Below are 6,027 nucleotides of genomic sequence, written 5' to 3'. Positions count from 1 at the left end.
GTATGGCCGGTTCTAACCGGCCATACCACTCACGACCCACTACCTGCGGGTTCGGAGGTAATCCCCGACGACGGCGGCGCCCAGGCCGTCGAGGTCCGGGGCGACCACACGGCCACCGGAGCGGCGGGCGATGAGGTCGACGAAGGCTGTGAGGCGTGGGTCGTCGCCCAGGCGGAAGACGGTGACCGAGGCGCCCAGCTTGGCCAGGCGGTCGACCTCCGAGAGCGTCTTGGCGAGCGTGCGCGGGAGCGGCGGGTACGAGAACTCGGCTTCGCCGTCGGGCTCCAGGTGCGCGGTGGGCTCGCCGTCGGTGACCATCAGGACCACCGGCTGCGCGTCGGGATGACGGCGCAGGTGCTGACCGGCGAGCAGCAGCGCGTGGTGGGCGTTGGTTCCCTGCTCCCACGCGCCTTCGAGGCCGACCAGCTCCGGCAGCTCCACGGACATCGCGTAGCGGCCGAACGTGATGAGCTGCAGCGCGTCGTTGCGGAAGCGGGTGGTGATCAGCTGGTGCAACGCGAGCGCCGTGCGTTTCATCGGGAGCCAGCGGTCCTCCTGGACCATCGACCACGACGTGTCGACGCACAGCGCGACCGCCGCGCGTGCCCGGTGCTCGGTCTCGATCACCTCGACATCGTCGAAGTCCAGCCGGACCCGGCGTTCGCCGGTCGAAGCCGTGCGCAGCACCGCGTTGCGGACCGTGCGCGAGACGTCCCACGGCTGCATGTCGCCGAACCGCCACGGCCTCGAGGACCCGGTCGGCTCGCCGGCGGCGCCCGCGGATTCGCTGTCGCGGTCGCCGGTGCGGCCGCGCAGTGAGTTGACCACCTCGGCGAGCGCGGTCTCCCCCAGCCTGCGCAACGCCTTGGGCGACAACCGGAGCGAGCCGTCGGGCGCGCGTTCGAACAGGCCTTGGCGGCGGAGTTCGCGCTCCAGCTCGGACAACCTGCGCGCGTCGACCGACGCGTCGTCGCCGAGCTGGCGTTCCAGCGCGTCGAGGTCGATGTCTTCCAGCCGCGCGCCGGGATAGGACTGCGCGAGCTGCTCGGCGAGCGCGTCCAGCTCGGCCAGATCGCTCATCGCCTGCGCGCCTTCGCCGAGCCCGAGCGGGTCGTTGCCGCGGAAACGCGCCGAAGACGTCCAGTCCTCGCCGGGCCGCAGTGCTTGCAGCTGAGCGTCCAAAGCGGACAGTTGCTGCGCCAGCCGTGGGTCGCCGAAAGCCTGCTGCGACAACGCGGCCAGCTCCATGCGCTGCTCGTCGGTCATCGAGTTGAGCATGCGCTGCGCGGCCGCCGCACGCGCCGCGAGCACGTCGATCAGCTCGTCGACGTTCTTCGGGTTCTCCGGGAAGAACTCACCATGGCGGCGCATGAACTCCGCGAACCGCTCCTGGATGTCGGCACTCCCCTGCGCGTGCGCGGCGAGCAGCGCGTTGAGGTCGGCGAGCATCTCGTTGATCCGCTCGACGTCCTCCGGCGTCGCGTTCTGCATCGCCTGCTTCATGCCCTGGAAGCGCGAGTCGAGCAGTTCCTGGCCGAGCAGCTCACGGATGCGCTCGAACTTCTCGCGGCCCTCCTGCGACTGCCACTCGTACTGCCCGAGTTCCCGCACGGCAGCGGCCGTGCCCGCGGGCAGCGCGTCGAGCTGCGCCTCGCGGAAGCGGGCGTCGTCGGACGGGTCGGGGAACAGCTCGCGCCGCTCGGCGGTCAGGGCGTCGGACAGCAGCTGCTGGACCTCGCGCAGCGTGCCGTCGAGCGAATGCCTGCGCTGGATCTCCGAACGCCGCTGCCACACGCGCCGCGTCAGATCGTCGAGACCAGCCGTCTCGCGGGTGCCGCGGCGGAGCATCTCCTCCAGCGCGGAGCGCGGCGACGAGCCTGCCATGACGTCACGGCCGATCTCGTCGAGCGCGTCGCGCAGGTCGGCCGGTGGCGCGAGCGGATCGGGACCGTCGTGCCACGGACCGTACGAGTAGCCGTCCGGAACCGCGGTCACGGCCCGTACACCGTGGTCGCGTCGTCCGAGTCCTTGGCGAGTTTCCTTGCCAGGTAAAGGGATTCGAGCGCGAGTTCGACCGCGGACGCGATGCGGCCCGGCGAGTCCGTCGCGCTGACCCCCGCTCGCCGCGCGACCTCGTGCAGCACCGGCAACTCCGGCAACGCGGCCAGCACGTCCTTGCCAGGCACGCGCTCGCCGGTGGCGACCTGGTGCCCGCCGGCGACCGCGTCGGCCAGCGGACGCAGGTCGAGCCCGGCGAACAGGCGCCGTGTGGTCTCGGCGATCGCGCGGCGCAGCAAGTGCACCAGATGCTCGGTCTCGCGGCCTTCCTCGCCGGGTTCGAACTCGATCTTGCCGCGCAGCACCGACGGCACCGAGTCGAGGTCGACCGGGCGCGCGACCGCCGGCTCCTCGCCGGTCAGCGCGGATCGGCGCAACGCCGCCGCCGCCACCGTTTCGGCGGCCGCGACCGCGAACCGGGCGGAGACGCCGGACCGCTGGTCGATCACGGTGGACTCGCGCAGATTGCGGACGAACCGGGCGAGCACCTCGATCAGCGGCTCGCCGACCTCGGCCACCAGGTGTGCCTCCTGGCGGACCACGGCGACCTCGGCGGCCACGTCGAGCGGGTAATGCGTGCGGATCTCCGCGCCGAACCGGTCCTTGAGCGGGGTGATGATCCGGCCGCGGTTGGTGTAGTCCTCGGGGTTCGCGGTCGACACGAGCAGCACGTCCAGCGGCAGCCGCAGGGTGTACCCGCGAACCTGGATGTCGCGCTCCTCCATGACGTTCAGCAGCGCGACCTGGATGCGCTCGGCGAGGTCCGGAAGCTCGTTGATGGCGACGATGCCGCGGTGCGCACGCGGCACCAGTCCGAAATGGATCGTCTCGGGGTCACCGAGGCTGCGGCCCTCGGCCACCTTGACCGGGTCGACGTCGCCGATGAGGTCACCGACGGAGGTGTCCGGCGTCGCGAGCTTCTCGGTGTAGCGGGCGTCTCGGTGGATCCAGGTCACCGGCAGCTCGTCGCCGAGCTCGGCCGCGCGGCGGATCGACGCGGGCGTGATCGGCGCCAGCGGGTGTTCGTGCAGCTCAGCGCCTTCGATGGCGGGCGTCCACTCGTCGAGCAGACCGGCGAGCGTGCGCAGCAGGCGCGTCTTGCCCTGGCCACGTTCGCCGAGCAGCACGACGTCGTGCCCGGCGAGCAGCGCGCGTTCGAGCTGGGGCAGCACGGTACGGCCGAAGCCGACGATGCCCGGCCATGGATCCTCGCCGGCTTTCAATGCTTTGAGCAGGTTGTCATGGAGCTCGGTCTTCACGCTCTTGGGCAGATGCCCGGCGGAACGAAGCTCACCCGCGGTGCGCGGGAGTGACTCGGGTGCGCGGTTCACGAACCCGACGCTACTTGCGTTTTCGCCGGTCGTCGACGTGGAGCTTCTCCAGCGGACCGGCGGGAGTTCCGTAGCCGGGACCCGGTAAAATAGGGCGTCGTGTGCTGTACGAGTGCGACCTTCGCCGTGTGGTCCTCTGCCTGGCTCAACGGAGCCGCCGCGTCCGACGATGTGCTGGACGCGCTGCGGGCATGGGGTGAGGCGCACGACGTCGTCGCCGCCGATCCCGCGGCGGCCGAGGCCTTCGAACTCCCGCTCGCCTTCAACCGCGCCGCGACCCCGGTCCAGCTCCTGATGGCCTTGCGCGCCCACGGCGCGAAGAGCCTCCGCCTGGTCCTCCCGGCACCCGGCGACGTGCGCGGACTCGGCGGCGGCGGTCCGTTCGCCGAGGCGGCGCTGCGGGCGGGCGAGGCCGTGGTCATCAGCGAACTCGCGTTCGGCATCGTCCCCGAGCCCGTCGCCGAGGGCCTGATGCGCTGGACCGTGTTCTCCCTCGCCGCGCCCGCGGCACTGGAGTACTTCGGCATGGGCGAGGCCGAGCACGGCATGACCGACGCGATCAGGGCGAGCGCCGGAGCTCTGCAGGCACTCGACGTCGCCAGCGACCGCCCCGGCGTCCGCGCGGAACTGTCGGCACGGCTGCGCTCGGTCCCCCAATGCGAGTGGCCCGCCGGAACGCCGGGCCGTTCACTGCGGGTGTTGCAGCGCGCCCAGGAGATCGACGCGATCCTCGCGATCGCGTCCATCGACGACCCGGGCGGCGCGCTTTCGGCTTCGGCCGCGGTTCAGCGCGCCCAGGCGTTGCGTCCACTGTTCGACGCGGTGCGGACCGCGCGGGTGGCCTCGGTGAACGAGGCCGTGCGGGTGTTCTCGGAGCAGCCGGACCGCTCCTCCTGACTGGGGTCGTGAGTGGTACGGCCGGTTCTAACCGGCGAAAACACTCACGACCCGAATGTCGAGCGTGGCAGTAACCGGCCATGCGCGAGACAAGAGATTATCGGCACCTTTACCTTGTCGGCCATGGAAAAGCCGCGCCGTGCCCCGGCTCGCATGCGTCTCTGGCAGGTCATCCTCCCGCCGGTCATCATGCCGCCCGTCGGGCTTCTGATGATCTGGGCCGGGTCGTTGGGCCGTGGTAACACCCCGCAGGTGCTGGCGGGGCTGCTCTTCGTGGTCATGGGTGTGGTGCTGTTCTTCGTGAACCTCAACCGCTACCGGAAACAGTCGTAACGCCCGCGATGATTTTCGCGCTACACGCGCGGATTCGGCGCTGAGGGGCGCTTGACGGGCTCGCAGCAGGCGATCGCGCAGGGCTCGCCGTTGAGGGTGCAGCCCGCGGCGGGGAACCCCGAAAGCTTGCGGGCGGGTGCGTCCTCGACGTGCTCGCGGATGAGTTCGACGACCAGTTCCGCGAAGCGCGGGTCGGTGTCGGGGGTGCCGGCGCGCGCGAAGGCCATGCCGTGTTCCTCGGCGCGCTCGGCGGCCTCGTTGTCGAGGTCCCAGATGACCTCGAGGTGGTCCGAGACGAAGCCGACCGGGCAGATGACGACGCCGGTGACGCCGTCGGCGTGGAGTGCGTCGATGTGGTCGACGATGTCCGGCTCCAGCCACGGGACCTGCGGCGGGCCGGAGCGGGACTGCCAGACGACGTCGTATTCGGCGACCCCGGCTTCGAGCGCGACCAGGCGGGCGGCCTCGTGGATCTGCTTCGAGTAGCGGTTGCCGCCTTCGGACGGCGGGCCGGCGGCGTTGTCCGCGCTGGTCGGGACGGAGTGGGCGGTGAACACCACGCGGGCGCCCGGCACCTTCACGAGCGCGTCCTTGACGGCGTCGGCGAAGGCGGCGACGAAGAGGGGGTGGTCGAAGAACTGGCGCAGCTTCACCAGATCGGGTGCGTTGTCACCGAGGGCTTCGCGGATGCGGACGATGTCCTCGTCGTACTGGCGGCACGCGGAGTACCCGCCGTACGCGCTCGTCGGGAACACCAGCGCGCGGCGCACGCCCGCGGCGGCCATCTCGGCGAGGGTGTCCTCGGCCATCGGCTTCCAGTTGCGGTTGCCGAAGTAGACCGGCAGCTCGAGCCCGGCGCCCTCGAGCTTCGCCTCGACGGCGGCGATGGCGTCCCGGTTGAGCCGGTTGATCGGCGAAACCCCGCCGAAATGCTGATAGTGCTCGGCGACTTCCAGCAGCCGCTCGCGCGGCACGCCCCGTCCGCGCGTCACGTTCTCCAGGAACGGCATGACCTCGTCGGGACCCTCGGGCCCGCCGAAGGAGAGCCACAGCAGTGCGTCATAACCCACCCCGCCATCTTGCCGCTGTGGCAGCGCACACGCGGCGGCGGGGTCGCCCAGCGTCGCGATGGGGTCGTGAGCGTTGCGGGCGGTTATTGGGCGGAAAGCCGAATGTGGCTGGCTGGTGAGGGACTCCTTCACCAAGTCCGGCGAGGCGCCCGCAAGCCTCGGGCAGGCTTGAAGCGAGGGGGCCGTTGGGTGCGTAGTACGCACTCTGGGGCACCCTCGCTTCACGATGGGCTCTTGCGGGGTCCGATCGTCGGAGGGTGTGTGGGTTTCGGGGCGTTAGACGACCCAAAACCCACACGCCGGAGTCCCGGCGGGGTGACTGTGGAGGATTTGCGTCG

5 protein-coding genes are annotated in these 6,027 nt (G+C 70.9%); 2 read left to right on the top strand and 3 right to left on the bottom strand.

The features are described from left to right. Positions 1-39 precede the first annotated feature (39 nt). On the bottom strand, positions 40-1,995 hold the full coding sequence (locus ACFV15_RS47595; protein ID WP_378360080.1) for a VWA domain-containing protein: 1,956 nt from the start codon (positions 1,993-1,995) through the stop codon (positions 40-42). After that, positions 1,992-3,389: a sigma 54-interacting transcriptional regulator gene (locus tag ACFV15_RS47590; protein WP_378360078.1), complete on the bottom strand. Its 1,398-nt coding sequence runs from the start codon at positions 3,387-3,389 to the stop codon at positions 1,992-1,994. The genes ACFV15_RS47595 and ACFV15_RS47590 overlap by 4 nt, the downstream gene beginning before the upstream one ends. A 99-nt stretch (positions 3,390-3,488) precedes the next feature. On the opposite strand from ACFV15_RS47590, the gene ACFV15_RS47585 reads away from it, so the two are divergent. Both ACFV15_RS47585 and ACFV15_RS47580 read left to right on the top strand, forming a co-directional pair. Further along, a complete protein-coding gene (locus tag ACFV15_RS47585; protein ID WP_378360076.1) occupies positions 3,489-4,286 on the top strand; it encodes a hypothetical protein in 798 nt (265 codons plus the stop codon). 123 nt (positions 4,287-4,409) lie between these two features. Next, positions 4,410-4,619, top strand: coding sequence for a hypothetical protein (locus ACFV15_RS47580; RefSeq protein ID WP_378360074.1), 210 nt, complete (start codon positions 4,410-4,412; stop codon positions 4,617-4,619). A gap of 20 nt (positions 4,620-4,639) precedes the next feature. Here ACFV15_RS47580 and ACFV15_RS47575 read toward each other — a convergent pair whose 3' ends face one another. Then, on the bottom strand, positions 4,640-5,689 hold the full coding sequence (locus tag ACFV15_RS47575; protein WP_378360072.1) for a ferrochelatase: 1,050 nt from the start codon (positions 5,687-5,689) through the stop codon (positions 4,640-4,642). Positions 5,690-6,027: the final 338 nt, after the last annotated feature.

The organism is Amycolatopsis sp. NPDC059657 (assembly GCF_042734395.1).
In the GTDB taxonomy this organism is placed as follows: domain Bacteria; phylum Actinomycetota; class Actinomycetes; order Mycobacteriales; family Pseudonocardiaceae; genus Amycolatopsis.
Note: the sequence above shows the minus strand (reverse complement) of the source record. Positions and strands in the feature narration are given on the sequence as shown.